Source organism: Meiothermus sp., from assembly GCF_037443965.1.
Taxonomy (GTDB): domain Bacteria; phylum Deinococcota; class Deinococci; order Deinococcales; family Thermaceae; genus Meiothermus.
Genome location: NZ_JBBINI010000008.1, coordinates 24,384 through 50,585, shown reverse-complemented (window position 1 = coordinate 50,585; position 26,202 = coordinate 24,384). Strand labels below are relative to the sequence as shown.

Below are 26,202 nucleotides of genomic sequence, written 5' to 3'. Positions count from 1 at the left end.
GCTTCAAGCCCCCCGCAGCCAGATGGCCTTGGGCAGGAGCATCACCCGCTCGTAAGCGGAAAGCGAGGCCCGGCGCGAGAGGTTGTCCCAGCCGTTCATCTCAAGCTTGTCCAGAATGCCCTGGTACTGCAAAGCGGCCAGCGCCACCGCCCCGCGTCCGGTTCGCAGGTGCTTAAGACCGGCCAGGCCCTCGCGGTAAAGTCGGCGGGCCTCCTGGGCCAGTTCCCGCATCAGGCCGATGTAGCGGGGACTAATCGCGCCCTGGCGCAGGTCTTCGATGGACACTTGGTGCTTGCGCATCAGCTCGGTAGGCAGATAAACCCGGCCCAGGGCTAGGTCTTCGCCCACATCGCGCAAGCAGTTGGTGAGCTGCATGGCTTGGCCCAGCTTGATGGCCGCGTCCCGCCCAGCCTCCCCCGCCCTACCAATGGGCGCAATCATCAGCCCTACGGTTCCGGCCACCCGGTAGCAATAGGTGTAGAGCTCCTCCAGGGTGTCCAGCCGCACCGGGTTCAGGTCGGCTAGAAAACCCTCTTTCATGTCAGCAAAAGCTTGTTTTGGGATGTCCCAGCGTTGCAAAGCCCAAGTCAGGGCCACTTCCCAGTCTTCTCTGGGAACCCCTGCATAGGCCCGCTCGATGCCCACCCACCACTCGTTCAGGTCGGCCAGGGGGTTGGCCGACTCGTCCACGGCATCGTCCCCAATGCGGCAAGCCGCATAGACAGCCCAAGCACCCTTGCGAGCCTGACCCTTAAACAGCAAGCTACCGTAATAAAACGTGGCCGAATGGCGACGGATAATTTCCGATACAGCTTGCCAGTTAGGTTCCATTCTGATCTCCTGGGGCACCGTCTTGAAAAGTACTATTGGCTAAGAATGCCTTTATCCTTTGATTGTGACTTTTGTCCCTGTCACAAATCCTATCAACCCCTCCCGCCAGCCGTCTACCTTGAAACCACTTTTGAGTAGTGAGTCCATTAGCTCAGGAAGGGCAGGAAAGCGCAGCCCTGTCCACTCTAGCACTCGCTGTAGGGGGCCGTCGGAGCGGTGGCTAAACATGATCCAGAGCCGCCCGCCCGGCTTAAGCACCCTGTACATTTCGCGTACAACTTGCTCGGGGTTGGGGAACTCGTTCCAACTGCCCCCCACCACCACCCCATCCACCGAAGCCTCGGGCAGCGGAATGGCTTCGGCTCGAGCCAGCAAGGGCACAAAACCGGCATATCCCTTGGCTTTCTTGACCGCCACTTTCAGCATGGGCGGGGAGAGGTCAAGGGCATAGACCTGGGCTGCGCCTGCATCGAGCAAAGCCCTGGCGTAGAGGCCTGTAGAAGTTCCTAGGTCTAGGAATTGTGATCCAGCAACTGGTTGTACTGCATTTACCAATAAGGCAAACTCTTCTTGCAACGGAAAAGGTCTGCCGGAAAGCAACGAGAGGGCTCTTTTTCTCCAGAATTCGTAGCCCATCGCGGTTATGGGAAGCAGGTTTGTCCGTGCTGCCAACGTGATGGGAGCTTGCTTGCGCTGATCTAAAAAAATTTCGCTCATCTTGAACCTCTGATTCGGATACATTCCTAAACTTATACAAACTGTGGACGATTTCTCCAACGAAGTCTTGACATAACTTAGACAGTAATCTAACCTATTATGTAACAAAAGGATTTACTTATGCGCAACGATCTAGGGGTTTACACCATCGCCGAAGTGGAGGAGCGCACAGGTCTGTCCTCTGCGCTACTTCGCCAATGGGAGCGGCGCTACGGTTTTCCCCGGCCCGAGCGTTCGCCAGGTGGACACAGGTTGTACAGCGAGACCGATCTGGAGGCCCTGCGCCACATCAAACAGTGGATTGCCGAAGGGGTAGCCCCGGCCCAGGCCGTCAAGCGCTACCTCGAGGGCCTAACCCAGGAAGGGCCGCGCCCCCCCGAAACCCTTTCGCTCGAGCTCGAGGAAGCCCTGTTACGGGCCGACACCGAAGCTGCCGAGCGGATTCTTTCTGAGGCCTACAAGTTACATCCGATGGAGACCGTAATTATGGATGTGATCTCGCCCTGTCTGCGACGCATTGGCGATGGCTGGCACATGGGCCGGGTTACTACTGCCCAAGAACACCTGTCCAGTACCTATTTGCGGGGTTCCCTGCAGGGCCTGCTCAATCTGATGGGCGGTTCGCTGGGGCCTACGCTGGTGGTTTCGACGCTACCGGGCGAACAACACGAGATTGGTAGCCTGATCACAGCATTGTTTTTGCGCCGGGCGGGCTATACGGTGCATTACCTTGGCCCCAATACCCCCCTGGCCGACCTCAAATCCTTTGCCGAACGCACCGATGCCAAAGCCATTGTGCTCTCGGCCATGCAGCCCATTTCGTTGGAGTCCCTCCCACATCAAGCCCTACGCCACCTTGCACCGCTGGTGGTAGTAGGCGGACGCGCTGCCGCCGGTGATCCCCGCACGGTAGAACGTTTAGGGGCCTCCTACATGGGCAACGATCCGCGTGAACTCGCCGAGTCGTTGTCGGTAGCGCTGAAGGAGGCGGGCCTGTGGTAGCGTACGGCTTTCCCAGGGAGAACGCTCCCCCTGACACGAGTCTACCCTTTTTACGTGGTGCTGTAAGGCTAGAAACCAGGTTCAAGGAGGCAGTATGAAAAAGGTACGTAGAAAAGAAGTGGTCTATCGGGCCGGCGACCGTGCAGATGTGCTCTATCACCTCGAGCGTGGCCTGGTGCGCATCGTCGAGATTCTGCCCGACGGACGCCAGCTCACCCTGCGCCACGTCCTGCCCGGCGACTATTTTGGCGAAGAAGCCTTATCGGAGCGGCAGTACAAGTACACGGCCGAAGCCCTGACCGACGCGGCTGCTTTTGCGGTAGACCCAAAAGTGCTTTCCAACGACGATCTACGGGCCCTGGCCGGAAGCCTAGCCAGCCAGATGGTACAGGTACAAGCCTACGAAACCCACCTCCAGTGGGGCGAACTTCGCAGCCGCATCTGCCGTTATCTGCTCTACTTGGCCGCTACTGCGGCAAAGGGCCAGGATGAACGCGGGGTCTTTGTGACGGCCAGCCACGAAGAAATTGCAGATGCCACCGCTTCGACCCGCGAGTCGGTCAGCAAACTACTCTCCGATCTGCGCCACGAGGGCCTGCTGGATACCGGCTACCGCAAAATTTACCTGGTAGACCGCAAAACTCTGGAGCTGGAAGCCGAAAGCCGGATGCTGCAAGCAGTTTGAGGTAGGGATGAAGGTACTCATCGTCGGCGGCAGCGGCTATGTGGGCAGCCACATGGCACAACACCTTTTGGCGCAGGGCCACCAGGTCACCATCGCCTCGAGGCGTGGGGAGGGGCCGCTCGAGGGCGTGCGCTATGTGGCAGCCGATGCCGCCAAAGACGAGGGTCTTCGGGAGGCCGCCCTGGGGCACGAGGCCCTGATCTACCTGGTGGGCATCATCCGTGAGCGCGGCGACCAGACCTTCCGCCAGGCCCACGTGGAGGGGGTGCGCCACAGCCTAGCAGCAGCTAAGTCGGCGGGCATCCGGCGCTTTGTGCACATGTCGGCGCTGGGCGTGGCCCGTGGCACCGGAAGCCGCTACTACGAGACCAAGGCCGAAGGCGAAGAGCTGGTACAAGCCTCGGGGCTGGACTGGACGATTCTGCGTCCCAGCCTAATTTTTGGCCGGGGCGACGAGTTTTTTGGGGGTGTTCTGAAGGGCCTGGCAACCGCCCCCATCCCCTTTATCCCCCTGATTGGCGATGGCCACTTTGTCTTCCGGCCCATCTGGGTGGGCGATGTAGCCGCAGCCTTCGAGCAGGCCCTGAACCGCCCCAACACCGTGCAGCGCAGCTACAACCTGGTGGGGCCCAAGGAATACACCTTCCGCGAGCTTTTGCTCATGGTGCGCGACACCCTGGGCTCCCGCAAACCCCTGCTCTCTATTCCGCTGGCCCTGATGGATCGGGTGGTTCCATTGATCTCCCCACTGCCCTTCAGCCCTATCACACTGGATCAGTATTTACAACTCAAGATGGGCAATACTGCTGACCCTGTGCACATGCGTGGCGCTTTTTCTTTGTTGGAGCGATCCCTGGAAGTGGAGTTACCTGGAATCCTCACAACTAAACGGTTGGTTGGTGCTTAGTCTGGAATACTGTTGAAAAACCAGGCCGGGTCTACCCTGAGAGCGTGATTAAGTCTGCTCGGCCTTATCTGTTGAAAATGAAAACACCCACCGACCCCCTCAAACGCTTCGAGGAAGTGCTTCCGCACAGCCGCGACGGATTGCTAAAGCTTTGGTCAGAACTGGCCCATCGGGTGCGGGTGGCCGATCCGGGCCGTTATTACGCGGTGCAGGATGCCCTCGAGCAGGATATCCCCTTTCCAGTGTTGGTGCTGTACGTGTTCCGCGAATCCCGCCGGGCCCTGGAAGACAACCGCGCCCGAGAACGCGCAGCTGAATAGCCCTTGGTTTTTTGTGACCCACCTCGGCTTATGGGGTGGGGTTTTGTCGTTTGATACGGAGAACTATGCCGTGGTTCTGGGTTTTGCTGTGGGCCGGGGGGCTGGTCTGGGCCAACCCCTTGTTGGTGGAAGGGCGTTTTGCCGAGGCTTATCAGCAAGGCCGGACTGCCGGGGGCGCGGGGTGGTTGTTGGCCGCGCAGGCCGCCAATTTACACGCATCCTATATCGCTACCGGCGACAGTGAGATTGGGAAATGGTTTGCCCTAGGACAAGAAGCTGCCCAGCGAATGCTGGAATTCAATGCTCAGTCGGCAGAAGCCCACTTCGAGTTGGCTCGCTCGATAGGGGGGCAGTTGTCCCAGCAAAATCTGTTGGGGCGCGCAGCCAATGTGAGTGTGATGCGAGACCACCTACAGCAAGCCTTGCGCTTGCGTCCGGACTATCCCGAGGCCCGGGCAGCTCTGGCAGTGTGGCACCTCGAGGTCGCACAAGCCGGGGTCGGATGGCTTTATGGAGCCAACATCCACCAGGTCAGACCGCTTTTTGAGGAAGCTTTACGCCTGGAGCCCAATTCTATTCTGATTCGGGTCTGGTATGCCCAAGTGTTGGTGAAGCTAGGGGCGGCGCAGCAAGCACGGATCCAGTTCGAGCATGCCCTCCGCCTAACCCCCCGCAACGCCGTCGAGGTTTTCGAGCAAGGATTTGCCAGAGAACGGCTGCACAATTTGCGCTAGGCGACTCTATGCAAACCCACAACTGTGAGCCTCTTGCTGTTTCCCCAACGCAATTCCCTATACCCTTACCCCTGCCATGCCCGAACTCCCCGAAGTGGAGACCACCCGGCGCATCCTCGAGCCCTACCTGCTGGGCCAGCGCATCCAACAACTCCTGCACCAGGATCCCGCCCGCTACCGCCACACCGAGCGGGCCCAGGGGCGCAGGGTGCTGGGCACTTCCCGCCGGGGCAAGTACCTGATCCTGCACCTGGATAAGAACCTAGAACTCATCGTGCACCTGGGTATGACCGGGGGCTTCCGCTTCGAGCCGCACCGGCATACCCGGGTTACCCTGCACCTGCCCCACCAAACCCTCTACTACACCGATCCCCGGCGCTTTGGGAAGTGGTGGGTGGTGGAGACGGGCGACTACCGCGAGATTGACCTACTGCGCCGCATGGGGCCCGAGCCACTCTCGGACGACTTCACGCTGGCAGGTTTCCAGCAGGCGCTTTGTACCCCCCGAAAGGTCAAGGAGGTGCTGCTCGCGCAAGGAGCGGTGGCGGGGGTGGGCAATATCTACGCCGACGAGTCGCTGTGGCTGAGCAAAATCCACCCCGAACGACCGGCGGCTTCGCTCTCGAGGCCCGAAGTCCGGCGGCTGTACAAGGCCATCCGGGCGGTGATGGAGCGGGCCGTGGAGGCCGGAGGCTCCACGCTCTCGGATGCGAGTTACCGGCAGCCAAACGGCGAGCCCGGTTATTTCCAGTTTGCCCACAACGCCTACGACCGCGCCGGTCAGCCCTGCAAGCGCAAGGGCTGCACAGGCCGGATCGCTAAGATGGTGGTGGGTGGGCGGGGGACGCACTTCTGTCCGCAGTGCCAAAAAAATGGCTGCTAGGGGCGCAGTTCAGCCAGACTTTTCCGGCCCCGCTTGCGGCAGCTTTCCCTGCTCGGCTAGGGTGTTGGTCACAATCCAGGCCTCGGCCTCCTCGGGGGTTTTGACCCGGTAGACCTCCTCACCGGTGCGCTTGTCCACGATGCCGTAGGCCTTGCTGCCCTTGAGGGGTTTGTACTCGTAAGGGGCCGACTGGAGGAAGGCCTCGAGGTCCACCCCCTCCCCCAGCACCTGGCGGAACCAGGCCCGCTGGGCCTGCTCGACCCGCCGGTAACCCCAGTAGTTGACCAGGCCAAACAGGGCGATGAGCACAAAGAGGGCCAGAAAAACCACAACCCAGCTCATAGCCCTAGTCTAGTGTGTTATGGGCCGCTCGGGCGAAGCAGCCACCGGGTAGTATCATCATCTATATGAGCCAATTACACATCTTACTCCTTGTTGATCTGTCGGTTGCTCGACCGATGGGAGGGGGCTGTTGAAGGTTCTACTGCTAGCCGGCGGCCCCCCCGGCGAACACGAGGTCTCGCTCTCCTCGGCGCGGGGGGTGCTGGCGGCCATGCCCCACCCCACCGAGCTGGCCGTGCTGGCCAAGGATGGCCGGTGGCTGCTGGGCGAGGACGCGTACGAAGCCCTGCGGGCCGGCGTGGCCGAACATGGCACCCATCCCTTCCCACCTCCCGTTCCCTGGCCACACTACGACGTGGTCTTTCCGCTGCTGCACGGCCCCCTGGGCGAGGATGGGGTGATCCAGGGGTTTTTACAGCTCCTGCGGCGGCCCTATGTGGGCGCGGGCGTGGCCAGCTCGGCGCTGTGCATGGACAAAGACCTCTGCAAGCGGGTGCTGCGCCAGGCCGGTATCCCGGTGGTACCCTGGGTGACCCTGTACAGAGGTGAACCGACACCCCAGCCCCCCTTCCCCCCGCCCTACTTTGTGAAGCCGGCCAACACCGGCTCCTCGGTGGGTATCTCCAAGGTCAAGGCCGACCAGGACGCGGCCAAAGCCCTGGCCGAGGCTTTCGCCTGGGACGATAAGGTGCTGGTGGAGCAGGGCATCGAGGGGGTGCGGGAGCTCGAGGTGGCCCTTTTGGGCAACATCCACGCCGAGGCCAGCGTGGTGGGCGAGATTACCTACCAGGCCGAGTTCTACGACTACCAGACCAAGTACACCGAGGGCAAAGCCCAGCTTCACCTGCCCGCGCCCATCCCCCCCGAACTTTCGGATCGGGTTCGCGCCACCGCCCTCGAGGCCTACCGCATCCTGGGCGTGCGCGGGATGGCCCGGGTAGACTTTTTTCTTTCGCCCCAGGGTGAGCTTTATCTCAACGAGCTCAACACCATCCCTGGCTTTACCCCCACCAGCATGTACCCCAAGCTCTGGCAGGCCAGCGGGCTGGCCTACCCCGACCTGCTCGACCGGCTGGTGCGGCTGGCGCTCGAGCCTTGAGCTGGGCAATACTATGGCCGCCCATGGTATAAAGCACTACTGCACATAGGGCACTCCGATACCGGTTTACTCTGTGGATTCGCGCAACTCGTTTTTGTGGAAAAAACCATCTGAACACAAAACCGACCAGCAAACCCAACGCAGAAAATCCAACCAAGGGCCAGGTAGCGAGCTCCTCTCGTTGAAACGCCACCGCCGTGTAACCAGCCAGAGTGCGCCCAGGAACGAAAGCAAGATGTTTCAATCAGCTAAATAGCGGTATCTACCCCAGGTCTTACTATTAGGCTCGAGCCTGAATGCCAGGCCCATACCAACAAATAGAGCGGCTGTAATCGCAAGCCAAGCCACGCGCTCTGGCAGGCCGAAGTAAGGGCGGAATACCTCAGCCATAAGGAGCATAAAAAGCGCAACTGTTGGGTTGAGGAGGAACCTCTTAAGTCTGAAGTTTGAAGTCAAAGTGACACCGCACAGCTCTTAGCCTTGGTGCTTGTGCTAGCCAGGATGGTTTTGCGCTTCGTTGAGGCTCCGATCAAAAAACATCAGCACCAGGCCTACCCCCACAAGAATTAGGGCCAGCAACAAAATGTTTTGCCGAAGCACCGGTGAGGAAAAGTTCAGAATAGTGGATGTGGCCCACCAACCAAACAGGATTGCAAACACAATAGCTGCACTTTTGGGACCCCAGAAACTTCTCTGCTTCATGTGTAAAGCAATGCCAAGCAAGGCACCCGCAGCCAGACTAAAAGCCAACGAAAACCCAACCTCTGCCACCGGCCAACCTGGTGACCAGAGGTTTACCAACCAAGGGAGTGGAAATGCCAGCAACGCTATCAGGTAGTGAAGCCAGCGAGATGGCATTAAAAACAAGTTCCTCATGGGCATGATCTCCTGCACGAATCGTAGCATACGTAAGACATGACGGCGGTACACACCATCCTACAGACGGCAGCAGCCCCTGGATATGGGGGTTGGCATATTTGATTACAGCTTTCAGATACGACGGGAACACAGACAAGAGTGCAAACTGTTGTGCAATCTGGGCCGCTTCCGCTGCCTCCTCCGGAGCCTGGATTGCCACCGCTGCTACCACCTCCTGATCCACTGCCATCATCAATACAGGAAACATCGCACTGAGTCTGGTTGCCCGAGCCGCTTTTGTTCTCCTCCCAGTAGTTTCCTACCTCCTGTGCTTGTCCAAAACTGTTGCCAAAGAACGCAAAAAGAAAAAGAGCCAACAAGACAAATAGCCCTGACTTACTTTTCATTTTTTGCCTCCTTCCTGGACAAAGCCTCAACTATCTCCGCCAGGTCACCCCGGTACCCCACATCAATCCACACAACCCGGCCCTGTCGGAGATATATGTGGGTGGGTGAACCAGGTATACCAAAAGTGCTAAAGAGCTCTGTATTTAACTCGCCTGTACAGGCCTCGGGCCACCTCCCTTCGCTGTAAATCACGCGCAAACGCACCGACTGTTGACACAACTTTGCCCAAACCTCCTTCTCGAGCGCACACCAGCGACACTGCTCGTAACCGAAAACCAGCAGGCCCGAGAAGTCTTGAAACGGGGCAGGGGCCGTATCGCCCAGGGTAAGGTTCAGGGTGTAGGCGGGACTCAGCAGACCGGCCTCGGCAGCGTCTACCAGCAGGCTTAGTGGATACCTTTTGCGTGGTTGATGAGAAGTACGGACGCAGACTTTAACGGCTACTCCCCCAAAAAGTTTTACCGGCTAATAGGAGCAATGTTTGAACCATTTAAGTTCTGGTTTATATACAATGCGGCATGCAAACCACCTCTGGAACCGGGCCCATAGACCTGGGCATCGTGGAAGACCTGGGCGGCATCAGCGTAATTCGTGGTGGGGGCAGCCGGCGGGCCTGGAACGGCATCCAGTACCTGCAGGGCATGTCCGCCAAGAACGTGGGCTCTACCGCCCTTTCCATCAACCTGGCCACCGTACCGCCGGGGGCCGTGGCCTATGCCCATATTCACAACGGCTTCGAGGTGATGCTGTTCATCCTTCAAGGCAGGGTCAAGCACACCTTTGGCGAGAACCTGGAAAAAGAAGTGATTAACCAGGCGGGCGATTTTATCTACATCAAACCCGGCGTGCCGCACGAGGTGTTCAACATCGGCGAGGAGGAGCTGGTGGTTTTTGTGGCCCGCTCGGCGGCAGACGAGTGGGACAAAATTATCAACTACCCCTCCAAGTACCGTCCGGCAGAGGGACAGGACACCTGATCGAGAAGGGACGAGCTGGGGTGTGGGGCTCGCCAACCTCGAGCTGAACCCGTTCTCGACATCCGGCCTTTGACCAATGAAACAAAGCAGCACTATCGCGGTCTTCTTGTTTTCGCTAGGCGGCAAAGTCTGTGAAGTGCGCGATAGGCCCGGAAAAGCGCTTCTCATGATTGGGATGGTGCCATCTCTCTAAAGACTGCTCTGTTCGCACATTGGCGACATCAGCAAGGTCGTAGCTGCGCCAGGCGGAGCTCAGATCCTGAAAGTCCGTTGATCTAGCTGCACTCAGGGGGTGCAACACCCCGGTCTCCAACCCGGTGGAAAATCCCGTGGGCGACTATAGTTTCCAACTGGCTGGGGGCACCTACAATTTGCTGGTAAGCCGTGCTGGGTTCTTGCCCGTGACCACCACCATCTACGAACCCACCGGCGGCTCGGGGGTGTACCGCTTCTCGGTGCACGACTATAGCTACAAGGACTTGACCAGCAGCAGTGCTATGGCTGTTTCTGGAGCCCAGGTGCGGGTTTTCCGAGGCGCTACGTTGGTCGCAACCTACAGTGTGCCCAACCGTGCCGGCACCCTCTGGACAGTGGCCGAACTCGACCTCACCAACCCCAGCTTCCCCATCCTGACCCCCATTAACCGCATGTCTTTTACCAGCAACCCTGCGGGGGTTCAGCGCATCGGTGAGGCCGAGCTGTTTCAGAACCTGCCGCAAAAGTAACCGGGTTTCCCACTACAGGGGCTGGCCCAGAAGCTGGCCCCTGTTTGCTGCATGCCCGAAGCTTGTGGGTGGGAGACTGTGTAGCCACGTGAAAGACGTTTGCAGCGGCGCTGCTTTATCCCAAGTCGCTTGTGAACGGTTCTTACGAATACCCCGTGCAATGGTTTTGGTGGTACGGGGTAGGTTGCTCTGCATAGCGTGCAACGCAATTGTGGGAATTGCTCGAGGAGCAGCCCATTTCCAAAACGGAGATACTTCGTAAAAATTCCCAAGCTCTAGCGTTGGCGCAGGATGTAGCGCAGGGCGGCCTCGAGCTGCTCGTTGGGGTCTTCTTCCACTAGATCGGGCTCCACCCCGCGCCCTTCCCAGGTGGGGCCACTTAAGGGGGCCAGAACACCATTCGCAACCAGCGCCACCCCGCCATCGGGGAAGCAGTAGGGGGTAAGGGCTTCGGTGTTGCCTGCGCTTCGGGTGCCAATAATATAGGCCCGTTTAGCGTTTTTGAGGGCACCCGCCAGTCCTTCGGCAGCGGAGTGAACGTCGCCATCAATCAGTACCACCAGGGGTTTTTGCGTTTGTGGGCGGCCCAAGAAGGGGGTGGTGGGGAACGGAATGGCCCCCAGGCCTCGGCTCACAATGCGCCAGGGTACGCCCCGCATAAAGACCCCCGCGACCTCGGCCATGCGCAGCACCAGTCCGCCAGGGTTGCCCCGCAGATCCAGCACGTAACCCCGAGCCCTGGCCTCGTAGCGGCGGATGGCGTCCTGCAAAGCGCTCAGGCCCGCCGCGTCCACCAAGTTGCTCAGCCGCACGATGACCACCCCATCGGTAAAGCGCACCTGGGGCGTCTCGTAGGGGGTTCGGGATGGCTGGGAAGGGGGTGAAACAGGGTTCACCGGCTGAGCGGGCCGGGGACTGGGAGTGCTGGGGTTGGTTGGGGTGGCGTTGGGGAGCAAGTCCTGGTCTTTGAAGGGCAAGGCCAGGCACTGCCCCCCGCTCAGATAGCGCCGGGCCTGAGCGGGGCTCAAGACCCTCGAGTGGTCGTCGCCCAGTTCGCCGTACATCTCGTCCAGCAGACGGTATAGCCCCTCCCAGTCCCGTACCTCGCCCAGCCGCTGCCGGTAAGCATGGCCTATGGCCTCCCAGTTCACCCCTTTGAAACCGGTGTCGTAGTAGCGCTCCTTGACCAGCCGCCAGGCCTGCTCGAGGCGCAGGGCAAAGGCCTGGGTATCTTGATTCTGGGCCAAAGCCAGGCTGCCCCATAGCACTAAGCCCGCAATCCACCAGCGCATAGCTGCATGATATGCGAAGGGCGGACAGCAAACTGTGGCAGCCGGGTTACTGGCTATTTTCTTTGTCCTCTTTATCGTGGCCTTCTTCCAGCTTGGCAAAGGCCTCGAGCCCGGCCCGAATCTTGTCCTGCAGACCCCGGAAACCCTCCATGCGGGCGCCGGTCAGCAGCTCGAGGGCCTGTTCTACGGTTTCGACCGCGTAGATGTGGAACTGGCCGGCTTGGATCGCCTTCAGCACCTCGACCCTCAGGGTCAGGTTGGAGATATTGGCTTTGGGCAAAATCACCCCCTGGGTTCCGCTCAGACCCAGCACCTTGCAGACCCTAAAGAAGCCCTCCACCTTGGCATTGATGGCCCCCACGGCCAGCACCTTGCCGGTCTGGTCTACCGCGCCGGTCACGGCCAAGTCTTGCCGCAGGGGGAAGTTGCCAATGGCCGATAGCACGGCCACCAACTCGGCCAGCCCTGCCGAGTCGCCATCAATGGAGACATAGCTTTGCTCGAAGGCCAGGCTGATGGTGGCAGGGAGTGGGCCGCTTTCGATATAGCGGCTGCGCAGGTAGCCGGCCAGGGTGAGCACCGCCTTGTGGAAAATCTGCCCGCCCAGGCCGACCTCACGGTCTATGGAAATCAGGTGATCGCGGCCAGGGGCGGCTCGAGCGGTCAGTCGGGCCGGACGGCCCCAGTAGGGTGCTGCCTCGACCACCACTAGACTGTTGATCTCCCCCACCACCTGACTGGTGGTGCGGAGGCTCCAAACCCCTTCCTGTACGGCCCGCAAAAACTCCTCCTCGGAGAGGAAACTTCTGTGGTCGCGGGCCTGAACAGCCTCCTCGACGGCTTGGGCAGTGAGAATTCCCTCACCCAAAACAGCCGCTTCTTCGGCCAAGGCACGGATTTCGATCAGGCGAGCATCCATGCGATCGCGCTGCTCGGCACTGCGCCGGGCTTCGTCGTAAAGCCGGATCAGGCCGCCCTGGGTGAGCTGGAAGCCTTGGGCCTGAAGCCACCCACCGAGGGCCATGAAATTGTCTGGGGTGGCAGGCAAGGTGGGGGAGAACTCCACCCGAATGCGGAATAACTCATTGAAGGCAGGGTCTTCTTCCAACGATTCAAAGGCCTCCTGAGTCCCCACCAGCATGACTTGCATCTGGATCGGAAAGGGCTCGACCTCGAGGCTGGCCGGGGCCTGTGGTTCGGTGACCGGCTCGACCTGGCCGTTGCGCAGGGCCCGCTTGAAGGCTTCCCAGGTGCCCTCGCGTTTGAGGCTCAGGGCATCGAGAATCAGATAACCCCCTTGGGCGCGGTGGACGGCACCTGGGCGAATCAGGCTTACGTTGGTGCTCCACACCCCCCGGTCTACAGCGTAATCCAACCGTCCAAACAGCCGTGGAGCAGTGGCGTAGGGTTCAAACACAATGGGGGGCGGGGTGCCGCTGCTGGAAGAGGTAAGCAGGTTGGGCCGCCACTGGGCCGGGTCGAGGGGCTCGCCGGTCTCGGCGTAGCGGGCTAGGCGGGCCCGCAGGGCCTCGAGGTAGGCTCTGGCCTGGGGAAAGCGCTGGAACAGGGGTTCTACCCGATTATTCAGGTAGTGCAGGGCCCAGTCGCGGCGCAGCCGCCTAAGCGCAACCTCGAGTTCGGCTGCATCGGCTAGGCTGCCCAGGGTGACCTCCTCCAGCCGGGCGCTGAGTTCGGCAGGAACCGGGCCGGGGCCAGTGAGCTCCAGCCGCTCGCCGTTGGTAGACAGAGCGAACCCGGCCTCCTGGGCTTCTTGTTGGAGCGCGGCCAGTTGCTGTTCGCGGGTTTGTTTGAAGCGGGCCTCGAACTGGGTTTTTTCCCGCAAAAAAGAGCCCTGGCGGAATAGTTCGTCCAGCCGCGTCACCTCGAGCAGTAGGTTTTCAACCGCATCGGCCAGATGGGTTTCCTGTCCGCTGGGCAGGGTCAGCACCGCCACCTTGCGCTCCGAGAGGGGCACATACAATAGGTCGGGTGGGGTTTCGACGGTCTGGGTGCTCAGATAGGCCAGCAATGCCTCGTGTTTGCCCAGGCTGGACGGCCCTACCAGATAGGCGTGGAACCCCCCCCGAATCGCCAGTTCCAAGGCTGCCTTGGCCCGTTCCTGACCAAAAAAAGGCGGCGCGGGGGGGAAAGCCACAATATCGGTGGAATGATCGCTAAATGTGCGCCACTCGAGCGCTTGGTAGGAAAGCTTCATGCTGGAAAAGTATACCCATCACGATGAGAGGGGGAGAACCCATGCTCTCTTTGGTCTAGGTTTCCGGCGTTGCCGGTCGCAAAAGCGATGTCCTGCCGGTTTCTGGCGTTGCCAGCGCAAGAGCGATGCCCCTATCGCTGGGGAAACTTAGCAGGTGGAAGAACCCTAATTTGGGATACTACCCCCTATTTCAATAAGCCCGCCGCTGGGCCTCTGGGTGATAGAGCCAAAAATCCCATGAACCCTGTTATGCTGTTGCCAAAGGAGGCAACTTCGTCATGTCTATGCGAGTTCTTGGAATGATTCTCGCGGGGGGTCAGGGCTCAAGGTTGTTCCCCCTCACGGCCAAGCGCGCAAAACCTTCAGTGCCTTTTGGGGCACGCTACCGCATCATAGATTTTGTACTCAACAACTTCCTGAACTCAGGGATTTACGGAATTTACGTGCTGACCCAGTTCAAAGCCCAGTCCCTTACCGAGCACGTGCAGCGGCACTGGCGGTTTGGGGGCTTTCTGGAGGATGCCTTCATTCTGCTGGTGCCGGCCCAGATGTACCGCTACGAGGAGCTGGGGCCGGTCTGGTACCGCGGCACCGCCGACGCCATCTACCAGAACCTACACCTCATCAACAACCATAAACCCGAGTGCGTGGCGATTTTTGGGGGCGACCACATCTTCAAGATGAACATCGCCCACATGCTGGACTACCACACCGACCACAGGGCCGACCTGACCATTGCAGCTTACCCGGTGCCCATCGAGCAGGCCAGCCGTTTTGGGGTATTGCAGGTAGACGAGCAGTGGCGCATGGTGGGCTTTCAGGAAAAACCCAAAAACCCCACCCCCATCCCCGGAAAGCCCGACCAGGCCCTGGTCTCGATGGGCAACTATATCTTCCGTACCGAGGCCCTGGTGGAGAAGCTCGAGCACGACGCCAAAGACCCCAACTCCTCGCACGATTTTGGCAAGGATGTGATCCCCCGGGCTCTGAGCGAGGGCTACCGCATCCAGGTCTACGACTTCAAGCGCAATCCCATCCCCGGCCAGCAAGTCCCCAACACCTACTGGCGCGATGTGGGAACCATTGATGCTTACTTCGAGGCCAGCATGGACTTGATCCAGGTCACTCCGGAGTTTGACTTGTTCAACCCCGACTGGCCGCTGCGGGCTGCCAACTTCAACTCCCCACCCGCCAAGTTTGTCCACGAGGCCGGAGCTCGTACTGGACAGGCTTTTAGCAGCCTGATCGCCGGGGGCTGTATCATTTCCGGGGGTACCATCCGCGAATCGGTGGTGTTCCGCCGCAACCGCATCAACTCTTACGCGTTGGTAGAGCGTAGCATTTTGTTTGACGAGGTGGAGGTAGGGCGCTACGCCAAGCTGCGCAACACCATCGTGGACAAAAACGTGAGCATTCCACCCCATGTCGAGATCGGCTACGACCTCGAGGCCGACCGGGCCAGGGGTTTTACCGTCACCTCGGAAGGCATTGTGGTGGTGCCCAAGAGCTTTAGGTTCTAAAGTTTAGCTATAGCTGGTAGCCTATAGCCGGTAGCGGTTTTGCTATAAGCTATCAGCTATTGGTTGCGGCATTTTATGGATAAGCATCCTGGTAAGGTTTTTTACCGCCTGACACGTATTTTCCCCGGAGACCAGCTACCGGGCGGGCGGGCGCCTGCCGCCAAAGTCTATGCCAATCCACTGGAGTCGGTGGAACTGGCCGAGCCAGTGCGGGACGGTGGCCCGGCGGTGTGGCGGGTGCTCTCTAGGGTCATGCCCACCACGCCCAAAGTGGGTTCTTCCATCACCCAGGCCGAGCTTTCGCAGGTGCTGGCCCCGTTGGCGGTGCGCCGAGGGGGGCGGGGCTATCCTTCGGCGGGGGGTGCGTATCCGCTCGAGGTCTACCTGGCTGTGCAGCACCTACAGGACACCTTCCAGGGCATCTATCACTACGCCGCCAAGCAGCATCAGTTGGAGCAGCTCTCGGGTCGTTTCGACCCTAAAAGCTGGAAATCGGCCCTGATGGACTTGGAAGCGGTGGAAGCCTCGGCGGCGCTGGTGGTGTTTAGTGCCGTGCCGGAGCGCTCCGAAGCCGTGTTTGGTTTGCGTGGCTTTCGCTATGCCCTGCTCGAGGTAGGTTACGCAGTGGGCGAGGTGATGGTGGCGGCTACCGCGCTGGGGTTGCAAGCCTATCCTGCCGAAACCTTCTACGACGAAGACGTACGCAAACTCCTGGCGTTGCCCGATACCGAGCATCCGGTGGTGGTGTTGCTGTTGGGGCGGTAGTTTGCGCAGCAAACTTCAACCATAGGCAGTCATTGACCGGTATGCTTGGCCGAAGATGAATGTTCCAGAAGCGGTTTTTGTCTACGGTACCCTCAAGCAGGGCGAGCGCAACTTCCAGGTGTCGAAAGAGGCGGGTTGGCTGCGCTCAGCCGAGGCCTACATAGAAGGCTTTAGGCTTTTTCACATCCCAAAAAGCGAGGTGCGCCCCTATGCCTATCCGGGGGTGGTGCGTGGGGAGGGACGGGTTTGGGGCGAGGTACAATGGTTTGCCGATTTAGCACACGCGCTCGAGCTGCTCGACGAGCTCGAGGACGAAGGCCGCGAGTACCGGCGTATCCCCACCACGGCCTACCTGAGCCAGCAAGCCCTGCAACCCTGCACGGTCTGGGTGTATACCTACCCCAGCCTAGAGGCCATGCAAAGCGTCTCGGGCCTCTGGCTACCGGGGGGGGTCTGGCATGAAATGGAAGGGCGGAAGGGGTAAACTGCCAGTGTCTCTATGAAAGTTGCCTTTGTTGCCTCCGAAGCTTTTCCTTTTGCTAAAGTCGGTGGTCTGGCCGATGTGGTGGGCAGCCTACCGCACGCACTCAAGACTCAGGGCCTCGAGCCCACCATCTTTTTGCCCTGGTACTGGGGTATCCAGGGCTACTATGTGGGCGAGGCCTGGTTCAGCTTCGAGGGTGGGCGCGAGAAGATTGGGATCGGCCACGCCGAGCACGACGGGGTGCGCTATGTGCTGGTGGGGCTGGGGGATTTTTCCCGCGACAAACCCTACGGCTACGACGACGATTTCCGCCGCTTTGTCCGCTTCTCTATGGCGACTGCAGAATTGCTGGGTAACTTCGATATCGTCCACGCCCACGACTGGCAGGCGGCCTTGCTGCCCTTGCTGCGCAACCTGGGCTGGTTCAAGGCCCGCACGGTCTACACCATCCACAACTTGGCCTATCAGGGGGTTTGGGGCTCCCAAGACTTCTATGCTTGGACGCGCCTGCCGGGCGAGACCTACTATGGGGCGGGCCTCGAGCACAATGGGGCGGTCAACCTGATGAAAGCCGGGATTGTGAATGCCGATGCCGTGACCACCGTCTCGCCCCGCTACGCTTGGGAGATCAGCACCCCTGAGGGAGGTGAGGGACTCGACGGGGTTCTGCGCGCTCAACAGTGGAAACTCAGGGGCATCCTGAACGGTCTCGATCATGACTACTGGAACCCTGCTACCGACCGATACCTCAAATATCACTACGATGCCAGCAACCTTTCGGGCAAGACCAGCAACCGTGCTGCGTTGTTGGCCGAGTTTGCTCTGGAAGACCGCCCCACCCTGGGGGTGGTCTCGCGCTTTGCCCATCAGAAAGGGATCGATCTGATTGGCGATGCGGTGGATGGCCTGATGGGAATGGGGGTGAATCTGGTGGTACTGGGGAGTGGGGAGCCGGGCCTCGAGCGCACCTTCGCCTGGATGGCCTCGCACCTCCCAAGTCGCATGGCCTATGTGCAGGGCTACAACGAAGCTCTAGCCCACCGTATTTATGCCGGCTGTGATGGTTTCTTGATGCCCTCGCGTTTCGAGCCCTGTGGGCTGGCCCAGCTCATCGCCATGCGCTACGGAACCCCCCCCATTGTGCGGGCCGTGGGCGGCCTGCTCGACACCGTGAAGCACTGGGAAACCGGCTTTATGTTTGACTCCATGGATGCCGGAGGTATTCTGCACGGGGTTCACGAGTTCCTCAAGCACCCCGACCGCGAAGCCGTAGCCAAAAAAGCCATGCAGCAGGATTTTTCCTGGGATGGGCCAGCCCGCGAGTACGTGGCGCTGTACCGGCAACTGTTGGGCATGGCCTAGAGCGGTCTTCAGAAAGAATGGTGCCATCCCAATCATAAGAAGTGCTTTTACGAGCACTTTTTTGCTGCTGGAACCAGCGGCAAAAATGTCGTAGGCCGTGATAAAACCCACTCGCAATCACACCGGATTCGGTTAGTTTGCCACCGTTCGATGACAAACTAACCCGACCGAATTTATCCGCGTAGCGGAGGGCGATACCGCCCCTTGGAACGGGATGCGCTTGCTTCGCCGAGCAGAGCGAGGGGTGTGCTCGGCTTCGGCCAGCTCAGCAACCGTAGGATTCAAAAAGATAGCCCTCCTTGAGGGTTTTTGTTTGAAGACTATCTTTTTGAATCCGGTATCACTTGCTGACCCGGGTTCGTTCACAACATTTCAAACAATGGAGCTAAGGCGGGCCATCTCTTCCTCCGACAAGCGGATCTGCAAAGCCCCTGCGTTGCCCTCGGCCTGCCGGGCGTTTTTGGCTCCGGGAATGGGCAGGGTACCTTTTTGAATACACCAGCGCAAGGCCACCTGGGCCGGGGTTGCATTGAGGTTTTGGGCAATTTCGCTCAGGGTTTGTAGAAGCTGGGGAATCTGCGTTTTGTGCGTCACGTAGCGCTGGGCACGGTAGCGTCCGGGCGGCGGGTTCTCCAGGCTGTACTTGCCGGTTAGCCAGCCCATCGCCAGCGGGCTGTAGCTCATCAGCACAATGCCCTCGGCTCGCATAGCCTGAAGCAGACCTGTCTGCTCGGGTTTGCGCTCGAGCAGGTGGTACTCGACCTGGTTAACCGCCAGGGGCACCCGGTGCTTGGCCAGCACCTTTGCTACGCGCTCGAGCTGGCCCAAGTCGTGGTTGGACACTCCCACCGCTTTGGTAAGCCCTTGCTCGTAGGCCTCGGCCAGCGAAAGGGCCCATTGTTCGATGGGTACGGGTTTCCAGGGCCAGTGCAGCAGGTACAGGTCCAGTTGGTTCATCTGCAGGCGTTGCAGGCTTTTTTTAAGCGCACCCAGCAGCACCTTGCGGGAGAAGCGCCAAGGGTAGGGAGACATCTTGCTCACCAACAGGGGCTTGGGGGAATGGGCGTGATAGTACTGCCCGATCAGCTTCTCGGACAGTCCAAAGCCATAAATCTCGGCGGTGTCGAACAGACGTACCCCGGCCCGCAGGGCGGCCTGGTAGGCGGCCTGGAGATCTTCTTGCCGGTAGCCCTGGCCATAACCCCAGACCAAGCGGTCGCCCCACTGCCAGGTACCAATGCCCAGCGGCGGAATGGCCGGAAGCCCCTGGATCTGAACGAAGTCACTCACCGCTCGAGCCTACCCTGCCTATTGGGCAAAGATGTGTAATACCGATTACGCTTGAATCCTTCACCGTTGGACGGAGTCAGAGGTGAAGGATTCAAGCCGACCGAAGGGAGTAGAAAAGCATTTCGGTAGTATCGTTTAGGCTTTTCAAAGTGAACGATACTACCGAAATGCGTATAACGTGCGGTTAGGTTGACTCTCCCTGCGCCACATCGAAATACGCTTCCTGCAAGCGATCCACAATCACCTCGAGGCCCTTGTCAATGGCCCTGTCCAGGTTCTCGGCGGCAATGAGGGGAATCCCAGCACCGCGGGCCAACTCCACTAGATGCTGCTGAATCAGGCGAATTTGATCGAAGTGCTGGGCATAGGCACCGCTGGTGCGTGAACCACGGGTCTCGCGTTCGCGCAGGGCAAAACGGTCGCGGTGCAGGGCTTCACCCTCCAGCACCAACATAATGGGAATCTGAATCACCTCGCTCTGGTACTGGTGGGTCATGTAACCCGGAACCACATGCACGCCTTCCACCACCAGCGAGGTTTTTTCTCGGGCGCTGCGCTCCTGGATGGCCCGCAGCCCCACCGCCACCCTCGAGACCTGGTCGCGGAAACCCTGCATGACCAAAGCAGCGCTGGGTTCAGCCGTGTGGGGGGTAGCCAGCGCTCGCCAGGAGTCGAAGCTGCTGGTATGCAGGGTGGGTAGAAGGTCTTTGGGAATGGTAGCCCGCAAAATTTCCCGCACTGCATCGGTGGAAATCATGCGGGTGATGCCCAGCCGATAAGCCAGGGCCGAGGCCAGCACGCTCTTCCCCACCCCCGCCACCCCGCCAATTAAGAGGTGTACCGGCTTCACCGCCCGGCGGATGCTGCGCAACAGGTGATAGCGGCGGGCCACTTCCTCCCCGGCCTCCTCCATCAGCTCTTCCGAAACCGCCCGGCGCAGGTAGTCGCGGGTGACCACGGTCGAGCCTGCATCCCGCAGACGGCGCTCCACATCGCGGGCCAGACGGTAGGCCGAATCGGGCGAAAGCCCCACCGCCATCACCGACTGGGCCAGCACACCCTTGGAGAAAGGCACCCGCGGCTCCCCCTCCCCCTCCTCCACAAAAATCTCCCCTGCCAAGGCCTGCCGCCCCGCATAGCGGGTTCGGGCCGCTGGCCCAAACAGCTCTTCAATTTCAGCAGTAATCCGCTTCTCGAGTTCGGACGCATCTATCGAGCGCACCCCGCTGCGGCGCAGCCGGTTTTCCACCGAGCGGGCCAGGGCCTGGGCCTCGCGCATGGAAAAGCCCGCATCTTCCAAACTCCTCGCCAGTACCCCCTTCGAAAAAGGACGGCGGCGGTACCCCTCCTTGACCACAATGTCCTCGAAGGCATGGGTCTGGCCCCTGAGCCGCTCTGCGAGCTCGGGGCCAAAGTTTTTTTCCACTTCCTGTATGAGCAGCTTTTTGAGTGCCAGGGCCGTAATTTCCGGCTTTTTTCGGGTCTTGAGCTGCTCCTCGATGGTGTGGGCTACCGACATGGCAGGCTCCATTTTGAGCCCAGCCATCATCATCGTCTCTACCAACAGCCCCTTGGAGAAAGGCCAGCGAAAGCCCCCTGGCGTTTTGATGAACACTTGGCGCACGGTTCAATCGTACTCGAAAACCGTTTGACACACCTTCTGGCAAATGCTAACCTAGCGTTTGCTGAGCCACTCTAAGGTGGCAAGCATGGCGCTGTAGCCAAGTGGTAAGGCAGAGGTCTGCAAAACCTCCATTCACCGGTTCGAATCCGGTCAGCGCCTCCAAAGGTTTCCCCTATTGACGGAAACACCAGGATAAAATTACTCCGCACGGGCGCGTAGCTCAGATGGCTAGAGCACTACCTTGACACGGTAGGGGTCGTTGGTTCGAGTCCAATCGCGCCCACCAAATCCCCCACAATTCAAGTGGGGATTTTTTTGCTCTGCCTGCTTTTCAGCCACAACGCATCCAGCCTCGCAACCGTTCTCGAAAAAAGATACCCCAGAGAGTCGGCTTCGACGGGCTCAGCCGCTCCCTGCACCGGAAAAAACTAGGAAGCACTGTGGAGGGTTCAGACTGCTTCGCCAGGCAAAAAGCGGAAGGGGTACTCGTCGCTCACCTCGGCCCGACCCTCCTGCACCAGTTCCTGCATGAGCCGCATCAACCGACGGCGGGACATCGGAAAACGTTCCTCGAGCTCCTCGTAGGTCAGTGGGCTTTGGGTCAAAGCCGTTACCACCGCCGCTTTCAACTCCACCCACTTTCCCGCCCTCGAGCCGCGTTCCTCCCCCAGCAGCCTCGCGACCACCTGATCCCGCAGCGCCATGGCTTCGGTGATGCTCAAACCCAGTGAGGGAGCCAGGTCGCCCAGCGGTTCTCCGTTGGCATAGGCCAGTACGATGATACGTTGGGGCTTGGAGAGGCGCTTGACCGCCGACTCCAACGAGGTTCCCAGGCGTTGCTCGACCGCCTGTCGAAAGCGCTGGCCTTGGATTTGGTCCGACGAACCTTCATCCTGAAGCTTTTCTAGCGCACGCTTCTCTACCTGGCGTATCCCCTCGGGGGTCAGCTCGTGGCGAGCCGCAATCTGGCGCAAGGTTTCGCCCGAAGCCCGCGCCAACAATACCTCACGCTCGAGCGGGTAAAGTTTTTCCAGATGGTCGGTCAGTTTGTTCGGCAAAATGCCCTTACTCAAAAAATACTGTCCTGGCGTTTTCTTCGGGGTTCTTGGCATAAACAATTGAGCACTCCGCTGTATTTAGTTTATAATAAATGTACTTGCGAGCAGTACCATCTGCACCCAGGCAGTTCAGATTACCGCCCGCACAACCCGCTGTGAAACACACAGCCTGAAAGCATTTAGAGAAAGCAGGGAGCTATGAAAGAACAAGCTATTCTAATCATGTCTTCGGAAGGAACCCCGCAGCCAGGGCTACGCTCCGCCGTGCCCAGCGCCGGCTGGACGAAGCTCTTCCAGGCCGCCGACTGCTACCTCGACCTTAGCTACAAGCACGACGGCCAGCAGGGTCTATTGCTAGGACAGGTGCTGCGCGAGGGCGAAGCCTCTTTCAACTCGGCCAAGGTTGCCCTGGTAAGCCCCCAAGGCACCCCCCTTCAAACCTTAGAAATCGCCCCCAACACAGGTTTTCGCCTTGTTGTGGACGATGCAACTGCCCACCGCCTCGAGCTCACCCTCGATCAAACCACCTTCGACGTGGCCCTGTCCTGAACCCCAACCCCCTAAAAAGCCGCTCCAGAGCGGCTTTTTTTATTGCCCCACCAGCGCACCACCGGCCTTCGAGCCGTAACGCTCTAGCCCAATTTCTGGTGAAAAAATCACCACAAGCCCCCCAAAAAACCTCTACGCTAATTGCGTCTACTTCGGTAGGCACCGCAAAATTGGCTATATTGTAATCTTGATACATTCTAAATCAAGTACAGATTTTCCCGTATGTCTTGACAGCATGGGAGGTCATGGCGTATTGTTTTCCTCAAGGTTGGAGGCGTAGAAATCAAAGCGCTTCCAAGCCGTCTAGGAGGAGATAAACATGAAAAAGCTCGCCTTCAAAATCGCTACCCTGATTGCCGCCCTCGTTGCCCTGGCTATGGCCGCCGGCGCTGGTGCGGATTGGCAGTAACCACGTAACGCTAAAGCGGGTGCGGTGGTGCAAACCGCACCCGCTTTCTTTGGGTCTTCCCGTAGACTAAGGCAGTGAAGGCCCTGGTTCCGCTGCCTCCCCTACGCGTTCTGCTCTTTTTGCTGGTGCTGCTGGGGGCTTTTGTTGGACTGATTTACCTGCTCTTACCGCACTCCAGTCTCCATCTCCCCAGTGCTCTAGATATAACCTTCTGGATCGTCTTAATTATTCTTTCTAAGCGCGTGGCAGTCACGCTGCCTTTCAACGCGTCTATGTCCCATGCATATGTGGTGGCCTTGGCCGCCATCACCCTCTTCCCCGCCTGGCTGGCCGCGGGCCTGGTGTTTATATTTAGCCTCAACAAAGACTTTGGCCGCCCCGGCTACACCTGGTACAAGGACATTTTCAACCGTACTCAGTCAGGCCTAGCCACCGTTCTTGCGGGATGGACTTGGAGCTGGACACAAGCTCAACTGGGCTTTCATCCCTATCTGCTAGAGGCTGCGGGCATCCTGGCGGCCTCGCTGGTGTATTTCTTGGTCAATGTGGGCAGCGTGACCTACATAATCCACCTTGCCAGCGGGGCTGGCCTGCGCAAGGTCTGGTTTGAGAACTTTAGCTGGTTGTGGGTGAGCTATCTGGTGCAAGCGCCGATTGGTTTGCTGTTGGCCAAGGCTTATCAGATTCCGCTGGTCTGGGGCTGGGGCGGGTTTACGGTGCTCTTCATGATGCTTCTGCTCTACTTCTCGCGTTTTTACTGGGACGAGAAGGTTAAGCTAGAGGAGGCCTTCGATACCACCATCGAGGTGCTGGTGGCAACCCTGGATGCCAAAGACTCTTTTACCCGGCTGCACTCCGAGCGGGTGGCATCAATTACTAACAGCATTGCCAAAAGGCTTGGACTCGACGAGCAGGACGTAAAGCGCATTACCTACGCGGCACGTATTCACGACATTGGCAAGGTGGCCATTCCAGACTCGGTTTTGCTGAAGCCCAAAAAACTGACGGCAGAGGAATTCGCCCTTATCAAAAGTCACCCGGCCAAGGGCCTCGAGGTGCTGCGGCCCATGCTAAGACGCTTGTCCAAAGATGTCCAGGGCGTTATCCTGCATCACCACGAGCGCTGGGATGGAACCGGTTACCCAGCGGGCAAGCGGGGTGAGGATATCCCCTTGTGGGCCAGGGTGGTCTCGCTGGCCGACGCCTACGAGGCCATGACCGCGGGCCGATCCTATGCCCGGCCCAAGTCGCCCGAAGAGACCCTCAATGAGATAATCATGTTGGCTGGGCGGCAGTTCGACCCCCAGGTGGTGAAGCTCTTCGAAGATCTGTGGCACGAAGACCTCATCTGGAAAGACCGGGAGGAGTTCCTACGACGCTATATCTCGCCAGTGCAATTATCGGAATTGCCCTCGCTCTCGCCTTCCGAGCCAGCCTCCGAGACCTTGCCAACCTCGAGCTCAAAGCAGCTTGGGCCTTCATAACGGCAGCGCTGCTGGAAGGTGGACTGGCCTTTGCTACTTCGCGCGGCTTGGTTGCACCCGAGATCGCGGGGCCGGTAGCGAAAACCTTGGTGCTGGTCTTTGTGGGCTATGGGCTCATGGTCAATACCCACCTGCGCGGGCTGTGGTTTGTGGGGCTGGGCTTGTTTTGCAACGCACTGGTCATTTTCGCCAACAAGGGACATATGCCGGTAAGCAGCGAGGCGCTTTATAAAGTGGGCTTGGAATCGTATATCCCCAAGCTACAACAGCAATACGATGCCGTACACACCCTGCTAACCGATTCCAGCCGGCTGTGGTTCCTGGCCGATGTAATCCCGGTGCACATCCTGGGTTATACCAACGTCATAAGCCTTGGAGACGTGTATTTGATGGTGGGCATTGCCCTGACCATCGTGGATGGAGCCCTGGAGGCCAAGCGCAAAGCGCGGGAGGCTTTCGAGATAGATTTGGAGTTTTAGGGCACGCCACGTAAGCCTATACTTTGTCGCTGGTTCGTTACAATGATCGCGGTGATAGCATGAGCAAAAGCTACAAAATCTGTCTAATCGAAGGCGACGGCATCGGTCACGAAGTGATACCCGCAACCAAGCTGGTGCTCGAGGCCACCGGACTGGGGCTCGAGTTTGTCGAGGCCCAGGCGGGCTGGGAGACCTTCGAGCGAATAGGTATCTCGGTGCCCGAGGAGACCCTCGAGGCCGTGACCCATACCGACGCCACCCTGTTTGGTGCCGCCACCAGCCCTACCCAGAAGGTGCCGGGCTTCTTCGGGGCCATCCGCTACATGCGGCGCAAGCTCGACCTGTTCGCCAACGTGCGTCCGGCCAAACACCACCCCGTGCCAGGCTCACGCCCTGGCGTGGACCTGATTGTGGTGCGCGAGAACACCGAAGGCTTGTATGTAGAGCAAGAGCGCAGCTATCTGGGGGGCGAGATTGCCATTGCCGATACGGTGATAACCCGCAAGGCCAGCACCCGCATCGGCGCGTATGCAGCACGGCTCGCAGCCAGCCGGCCCCGCAAGCAACTCCACGTGGCCCACAAAGCCAACGTACTCCCGGTGACCCAGGGTCTGTTCATGAACACCGTTTTGGCCGAAGCCGCCCGCTTCCCCGAGGTCAAAACCCAGGACATCATCATTGACAACTGCGCCATGCAGCTCGTACGCAACCCCGAGCGCTTCGATGTGATCGTGACCACCAACCTGTTTGGCGATATCATCTCCGACCTCACCGCCGGGCTGGTGGGCGGGCTGGGCATTGCAGCCAGCGGCAACATCGGCACCGACCACGCAGTTTTTGAGCCGGTGCACGGCAGCGCGCCGGATATTTCCGGAAAGGGCATCGCCAACCCTGCCGCCACCATCCTGTCGGCAGTGATGATGCTGGATCACCTAGGCGAGCACGAGACCGCCCGCAGGGTGGAAGCTGCTGTAGACAAGGTGCTGGAACAGGGCCCCCGCACCCCCGACCTGGGCGGCAACGCCACTACCCTGCAGTTTGCCGAGGCGGTAGCCCGGGTTTTATGAGAAACCCGGAGTCCTCCCACTCCACTGGAACAACCCCACCCGAGGCAAAAACTCCGTTGATAACGCCCCATCGCCCTGCATTACAAGCCCCCCTTGGGGTTTTGGTTAAGAAGCAA

26 protein-coding genes and 2 tRNA genes are annotated in these 26,202 nt (G+C 59.5%); 19 read left to right on the top strand and 9 right to left on the bottom strand.

Features of this window, described 5'->3' with window-relative positions; all coding sequences use genetic code 11:
• Positions 1 to 3: 3 nt before the first annotated feature.
• The gene (locus WKI89_RS06270; RefSeq protein WP_337868316.1) at positions 4 to 831 is read right to left on the bottom strand and encodes a phytoene/squalene synthase family protein; all 828 of its coding nucleotides are present in this window, start codon (positions 829 to 831) and stop codon (positions 4 to 6) included.
• Positions 832 to 882: 51 nt separating this feature from the next.
• Positions 883 to 1,548, bottom strand: a complete 666-nt coding sequence (locus tag WKI89_RS06265) for a class I SAM-dependent methyltransferase (RefSeq protein ID WP_337868315.1) — start codon at positions 1,546 to 1,548, stop codon at positions 883 to 885.
• A 120-nt stretch (positions 1,549 to 1,668) separates the two neighbouring features.
• Here WKI89_RS06265 and WKI89_RS06260 point away from each other — a divergent pair, with 120 nt between their 5' ends.
• The 6 genes from WKI89_RS06260 (at position 1,669) to WKI89_RS06235 (ending at position 6,079) form a co-directional block, all read left to right on the top strand.
• Positions 1,669 to 2,550, top strand: coding sequence for a MerR family transcriptional regulator (locus WKI89_RS06260; RefSeq protein ID WP_337868314.1), 882 nt, complete (start codon positions 1,669 to 1,671; stop codon positions 2,548 to 2,550).
• Between the two features lie 94 nt (positions 2,551 to 2,644).
• Positions 2,645 to 3,235, top strand: coding sequence for a cyclic nucleotide-binding domain-containing protein (locus WKI89_RS06255; protein ID WP_337868313.1), 591 nt, complete (start codon positions 2,645 to 2,647; stop codon positions 3,233 to 3,235).
• Positions 3,236 to 3,242: 7 nt separating this feature from the next.
• The gene (locus WKI89_RS06250) at positions 3,243 to 4,142 is read left to right on the top strand and encodes a complex I NDUFA9 subunit family protein (RefSeq protein WP_337868312.1); all 900 of its coding nucleotides are present in this window, start codon (positions 3,243 to 3,245) and stop codon (positions 4,140 to 4,142) included.
• Between the two features lie 44 nt (positions 4,143 to 4,186).
• Positions 4,187 to 4,462, top strand: coding sequence for a hypothetical protein (locus tag WKI89_RS06245; protein ID WP_337868311.1), 276 nt, complete (start codon positions 4,187 to 4,189; stop codon positions 4,460 to 4,462).
• 65 nt (positions 4,463 to 4,527) lie between these two features.
• On the top strand, positions 4,528 to 5,196 hold the full coding sequence (locus tag WKI89_RS06240; protein WP_337868310.1) for a hypothetical protein: 669 nt from the start codon (positions 4,528 to 4,530) through the stop codon (positions 5,194 to 5,196).
• A 76-nt stretch (positions 5,197 to 5,272) separates the two neighbouring features.
• Entirely contained in the window at positions 5,273 to 6,079 is an 807-nt protein-coding gene (locus tag WKI89_RS06235; RefSeq protein ID WP_337868309.1) for a DNA-formamidopyrimidine glycosylase, read from the top strand.
• A gap of 9 nt (positions 6,080 to 6,088) precedes the next feature.
• Here the strand turns inward: WKI89_RS06235 and WKI89_RS06230 are convergent, their stop codons facing one another.
• On the bottom strand, positions 6,089 to 6,421 hold the full coding sequence (locus tag WKI89_RS06230; protein WP_337868308.1) for a hypothetical protein: 333 nt from the start codon (positions 6,419 to 6,421) through the stop codon (positions 6,089 to 6,091).
• A gap of 130 nt (positions 6,422 to 6,551) precedes the next feature.
• Between WKI89_RS06230 and WKI89_RS06225 the strand changes: the two genes are divergently transcribed.
• Complete coding sequence (locus WKI89_RS06225) at positions 6,552 to 7,520, top strand: D-alanine--D-alanine ligase family protein (protein ID WP_337868307.1); 969 nt, start codon at positions 6,552 to 6,554, stop codon at positions 7,518 to 7,520.
• Between the two features lie 492 nt (positions 7,521 to 8,012).
• Here the strand turns inward: WKI89_RS06225 and WKI89_RS06220 are convergent, their stop codons facing one another.
• Positions 8,013 to 8,414 (bottom strand): hypothetical protein, encoded by a 402-nt coding sequence (locus WKI89_RS06220; RefSeq protein ID WP_337868306.1) that lies wholly within the window; start codon positions 8,412 to 8,414, stop codon positions 8,013 to 8,015.
• Positions 8,415 to 9,304: 890 nt separating this feature from the next.
• Between WKI89_RS06220 and WKI89_RS06215 the strand changes: the two genes are divergently transcribed.
• The gene (locus tag WKI89_RS06215) at positions 9,305 to 9,763 is read left to right on the top strand and encodes a cupin domain-containing protein (RefSeq protein ID WP_337868305.1); all 459 of its coding nucleotides are present in this window, start codon (positions 9,305 to 9,307) and stop codon (positions 9,761 to 9,763) included.
• 329 nt (positions 9,764 to 10,092) lie between these two features.
• A complete protein-coding gene (locus WKI89_RS06210; RefSeq protein WP_337868304.1) occupies positions 10,093 to 10,488 on the top strand; it encodes a hypothetical protein in 396 nt (131 codons plus the stop codon).
• Positions 10,489 to 10,763: 275 nt separating this feature from the next.
• Here the strand turns inward: WKI89_RS06210 and WKI89_RS06205 are convergent, their stop codons facing one another.
• Positions 10,764 to 11,780: a S41 family peptidase gene (locus WKI89_RS06205; protein WP_337868303.1), complete on the bottom strand. Its 1,017-nt coding sequence runs from the start codon at positions 11,778 to 11,780 to the stop codon at positions 10,764 to 10,766.
• Positions 11,781 to 11,826: 46 nt separating this feature from the next.
• A complete protein-coding gene (locus tag WKI89_RS06200; protein ID WP_337868302.1) occupies positions 11,827 to 13,995 on the bottom strand; it encodes an AAA family ATPase in 2,169 nt (722 codons plus the stop codon).
• Between the two features lie 278 nt (positions 13,996 to 14,273).
• Between WKI89_RS06200 and glgC the strand changes: the two genes are divergently transcribed.
• The 4 genes from glgC (at position 14,274) to WKI89_RS06180 (ending at position 18,126) form a co-directional block, all read left to right on the top strand.
• Positions 14,274 to 15,515: a glucose-1-phosphate adenylyltransferase gene (glgC, locus tag WKI89_RS06195; RefSeq protein ID WP_337868301.1), complete on the top strand. Its 1,242-nt coding sequence runs from the start codon at positions 14,274 to 14,276 to the stop codon at positions 15,513 to 15,515.
• Positions 15,516 to 15,590: 75 nt separating this feature from the next.
• Positions 15,591 to 16,280, top strand: a complete 690-nt coding sequence (locus tag WKI89_RS06190) for a SagB/ThcOx family dehydrogenase (protein WP_337868300.1) — start codon at positions 15,591 to 15,593, stop codon at positions 16,278 to 16,280.
• Positions 16,281 to 16,335: 55 nt separating this feature from the next.
• A complete protein-coding gene (locus WKI89_RS06185) occupies positions 16,336 to 16,764 on the top strand; it encodes a gamma-glutamylcyclotransferase family protein (RefSeq protein ID WP_337868299.1) in 429 nt (142 codons plus the stop codon).
• A 15-nt stretch (positions 16,765 to 16,779) separates the two neighbouring features.
• Positions 16,780 to 18,126, top strand: a complete 1,347-nt coding sequence (locus tag WKI89_RS06180) for a glycogen synthase (protein WP_337868298.1) — start codon at positions 16,780 to 16,782, stop codon at positions 18,124 to 18,126.
• Between the two features lie 372 nt (positions 18,127 to 18,498).
• Here the strand turns inward: WKI89_RS06180 and WKI89_RS06175 are convergent, their stop codons facing one another.
• Together WKI89_RS06175 and WKI89_RS06170 are read right to left on the bottom strand one after the other, a co-directional pair.
• On the bottom strand, positions 18,499 to 19,416 hold the full coding sequence (locus tag WKI89_RS06175; protein ID WP_337868297.1) for an aldo/keto reductase: 918 nt from the start codon (positions 19,414 to 19,416) through the stop codon (positions 18,499 to 18,501).
• A gap of 184 nt (positions 19,417 to 19,600) precedes the next feature.
• Positions 19,601 to 21,040 carry an ATP cone domain-containing protein gene (locus WKI89_RS06170; protein ID WP_337868296.1) on the bottom strand — a complete coding sequence of 480 codons (1,440 nt, stop codon included), beginning with the start codon at positions 21,038 to 21,040 and terminating at the stop codon, positions 19,601 to 19,603.
• 87 nt (positions 21,041 to 21,127) lie between these two features.
• On the opposite strand from WKI89_RS06170, the gene WKI89_RS06165 reads away from it, so the two are divergent.
• Positions 21,128 to 21,202: transfer RNA gene (locus tag WKI89_RS06165), tRNA-Cys, on the top strand.
• 47 nt (positions 21,203 to 21,249) lie between these two features.
• Positions 21,250 to 21,326 (top strand) — tRNA-Val (locus WKI89_RS06160).
• A gap of 163 nt (positions 21,327 to 21,489) precedes the next feature.
• Here the strand turns inward: WKI89_RS06160 and WKI89_RS06155 are convergent.
• On the bottom strand, positions 21,490 to 22,098 hold the full coding sequence (locus WKI89_RS06155; protein WP_337868295.1) for a sigma factor-like helix-turn-helix DNA-binding protein: 609 nt from the start codon (positions 22,096 to 22,098) through the stop codon (positions 21,490 to 21,492).
• A 198-nt stretch (positions 22,099 to 22,296) separates the two neighbouring features.
• Between WKI89_RS06155 and WKI89_RS06150 the strand changes: the two genes are divergently transcribed.
• From WKI89_RS06150 to WKI89_RS06135, 4 genes are all read left to right on the top strand, one after another.
• Positions 22,297 to 22,647, top strand: a complete 351-nt coding sequence (locus WKI89_RS06150) for a hypothetical protein (protein ID WP_337868294.1) — start codon at positions 22,297 to 22,299, stop codon at positions 22,645 to 22,647.
• Positions 22,648 to 23,130: 483 nt separating this feature from the next.
• A complete protein-coding gene (locus tag WKI89_RS06145) occupies positions 23,131 to 24,540 on the top strand; it encodes an HD-GYP domain-containing protein (RefSeq protein ID WP_337868293.1) in 1,410 nt (469 codons plus the stop codon).
• Positions 24,453 to 25,019: a DUF5317 domain-containing protein gene (locus tag WKI89_RS06140; protein WP_337868377.1), complete on the top strand. Its 567-nt coding sequence runs from the start codon at positions 24,453 to 24,455 to the stop codon at positions 25,017 to 25,019. The genes WKI89_RS06145 and WKI89_RS06140 overlap by 88 nt, the downstream gene beginning before the upstream one ends.
• Before the next feature lie 59 nt (positions 25,020 to 25,078).
• Positions 25,079 to 26,086, top strand: a complete 1,008-nt coding sequence (locus WKI89_RS06135) for an isocitrate/isopropylmalate dehydrogenase family protein (RefSeq protein WP_337868292.1) — start codon at positions 25,079 to 25,081, stop codon at positions 26,084 to 26,086.
• Positions 26,087 to 26,202 lie beyond the last annotated feature (116 nt).